3 protein-coding genes are annotated in these 2,725 nt (G+C 69.7%); 1 reads left to right on the top strand and 2 read right to left on the bottom strand.

Annotation, left to right across the window (positions count from 1 at the left end; all coding sequences use genetic code 11):
• Nucleotides 1-236: 236 nt before the first annotated feature.
• The gene (locus AB0G02_RS34365; protein WP_360802806.1) at nt 237-1,490 is read right to left on the bottom strand and encodes a DUF6801 domain-containing protein; all 1,254 of its coding nucleotides are present in this window, start codon (nt 1,488-1,490) and stop codon (nt 237-239) included.
• Nucleotides 1,491-1,733: 243 nt separating this feature from the next.
• Between AB0G02_RS34365 and AB0G02_RS34360 the strand changes: the two genes are divergently transcribed.
• On the top strand, nt 1,734-2,375 hold the full coding sequence (locus AB0G02_RS34360) for a hypothetical protein (protein ID WP_360802803.1): 642 nt from the start codon (nt 1,734-1,736) through the stop codon (nt 2,373-2,375).
• Here the strand turns inward: AB0G02_RS34360 and AB0G02_RS34355 are convergent.
• On the bottom strand, nt 2,344-2,725 hold a 382-nt coding region (locus AB0G02_RS34355; RefSeq protein WP_360802800.1), incomplete at its 5' end, for a helix-turn-helix domain-containing protein. The genes AB0G02_RS34360 and AB0G02_RS34355 overlap by 32 nt on opposite strands.

Genomic DNA, 2,725 nt, shown 5'->3' with positions numbered 1-2,725 from the left:
CCTCGACGCTCATGTCCTGCGCGCCGATCAACGGGAACGGGCAGTTGTAGACCAGGGTGAGCGTCGCCGTCGCGGCGCTGCCGACGCCCGCGCCCCACAGGGCCGAGCCGCCGACCACCACCGCGCTGACGCCCAGCGCGGCCACCCGGTGTCGCAATCTCATGTCAGGTTCTCCCCTGCGGAACGCCCCGCAGCGGGCCGGCGACGACGCCGACCCGCTGCGGGTGGTTGGTGGGTCACTTCCTGGCGATCTGGAGGTCCAGCGTGTTGCCCGGACCGGGGATGGTGCCGTTGACCACGGCGGTCACCAGACCGCACCGGTCGAACTTCGAGATGGTGTACGAGCCGGCGAGGCCACCGCCGTTGAGCGGGTCGAAGCCGGGCTTCGAGGTCAGGGCGATGTCGCTCGGCGTCACGGTCTGGCACCGGTCCGTCGGCCGCACGACCTGGATGCCCAGCACCCGCACGTCGGTCAGCTTGATGTTCGCGGTGGTGCGCGCGCTGACCGCGCCCGCGGTGATCGTGCCGGACGTGCGGCCCTGCGGGATCAGCCGCACGGTCGCCGTGGTCGGCACGAACCCGAACAGCTTGAACTTGCCGGTGGAGTCGGGCAGCGCCAGGTCACCCGCGAACTTGCCGCCCAGCAGGTCCACCTCGGTGGTCAGCGTGCCGGGTCCGAGCGGGAGGCTGGAGTTCAGCTTCTTGATGGTGGACGAGCCGTTGACGCCGTAAGTGATGCGCAGCGGTTCGTTCGCCGGGGGAGTGGTGGTCGTCGTGGTGGTGGTCGGGTCGGTCGTGGTGGTTGTGGTGGTGGTCGTGGTCGGCTGCGTGGTGGTGGTTGTTGTCGTCGTGGTCGTGGTCGTGGTGGTGGTGGGTGTGGACGCCGGGGTCACGGTGAACTGGTAGAGCAGCGTGTTCTGACCCGGCTTGAGGGTGCAGTCGGAGGTGAACGTGCCCAGACCGGTCTCGCTGCCGTCGGGCTTGCGCGGCGTCAGCGTGGTGCTGAAGTTGCCGACCGAGATGGTGGTCGGGCCCGCGTTGGCCAGGGTGAGCGGGGCGGTGCTGCCGGTGGCGACGGTGTCGAACGCGCCGGAGGACGGCACGTTCGTCTTGGCCACCGCGAGGTTCGCGACGACGTCGTGGCCCGCACCCGCGTTGTCCACGAGGGTCTGCGCCGTGGCGGTGCCTTCCACCGTGGTCGCGCCGACCAGCGTCAGTCCCTGGGTCGCGGTCGCCGGCACGGTCGCGGTGGCGGTGACGCTGGTCGCCCCGATCGGCTCGCCGGCCACCGCCGAGTCGGGCAGTCCGCCGACGTCGATCCGCACGCTCATGTCCTGCACGCCGATCAACGGGAACGGGCAGCTGTACACCAGGGTGAGGCTCGCGGTGGCGGCCGAGCCGGTGCCCGCGCCGGCGAACGCCACCGAGCCGACGACCGCGGCGGCCACCCCCAGCACGCCGACGACCGACCGACCAGTTCGTTTCAGCATGTGCGTCTCCTCGTCGAGAGCAGAGCGAAAACAGTGCTCGCGATGTGTTTCGCGAGGGCTACTCGCCAGTAAAGTAGCTTTGTCGGTCAGTTGCTGCAAGCATTGTTCTCGTGTTTTCCGGCACGTGTTCGAGCGCGACAAAAACCGATCCGGAGTTTTATCACGCACATGACAAATCATTGATCGACGCTTGTGCGGGCGGGTCCGTGGAAAGTACTTTCGGGGAATGGGCGGAGCAGTGCGGTGAGGATCGCGGTGGTGCTGGCCGCGGTTGCGGCGGTGCTCGGGGCGGCGGTGATCGGCGCGGCGGTGGCCCCGACGCCGGTCGAGCACCGCGTCGAGGTCCGCGCACCGCGGTTGGCCGCCGGGATCAAGGTCGACTACCGGGTCGACGGCGTGTCGCGGATCTTCAAGCTCCAGTCCGACCTCGCCATCGGCCCCGGCACCCTCGCCGCCGAGATCGACCTCCTCACCGGCACCATCACCGGCGACCTGACGCTCCCGCCCAGTGACGGCTACTTCATCGCGTTCGGCTTCGTGCCCACCACCGCGCGCACCGAACTCGTGCCGGTGGGCAAGACCACTGGCACGATCAAGGAAGGCCGGGTCAAGGCCAACGCCAAGGTCGTCATCAAGCTCGGTGACGTCGCGGTCAACGGTCAGCCGCTCGACGTCGGCCCGGCGTGCCAGACGACCGAGCCCGCCTCGATCGACCTCGAGGGCCCGTTCCAGCTGGACAAGATGCAGTTGACGGGCGTCTACTCGATCCCGCCCTTCGCCGGCTGCCGGGGCCGCGAGCCGCTCGACCCCCTGTTCACCGGCCTGATCTCCGGGCCGGGCAACACGATCGACCTCACGCTGACCTTGCTCCCGACGGTCCCGTGAACCCAAGCGGACCCGCGGGGGCCACCGGGGTCACCGAACCCGCGGACCCCGGTTGCTCGGTCGCCCCGCCGAGCAGCCGCAACGCCCGCAGCGCGATGCCCATGTCGAACAACGCGTCCGGGTCGTGAAGCTTCGCCCCGAACAGCTCGTCCAACTGGCGCAACCGGTAGCGGACCGTCTGCGGGTGCACGGCCAGGCTCGACGCGACCTCGGGCGCGCTGCCCCGCGTCTGCACCCACGCGGTCAGCGTCTCGCGCATCCGCTGCTGCTGCTTGGGAGTCAACCCCTCCAGCGGCGCCAGCGCCCGCTTCACCAGCTCCCGCACCAACTCCTCTTCAACCAGCAGCAAC

Source organism: Actinosynnema sp. NPDC023658 (assembly GCF_040639995.1).
Taxonomy (GTDB): domain Bacteria; phylum Actinomycetota; class Actinomycetes; order Mycobacteriales; family Pseudonocardiaceae; genus Actinosynnema.
This window is presented reverse-complemented; position numbering and strand designations above follow the sequence as displayed.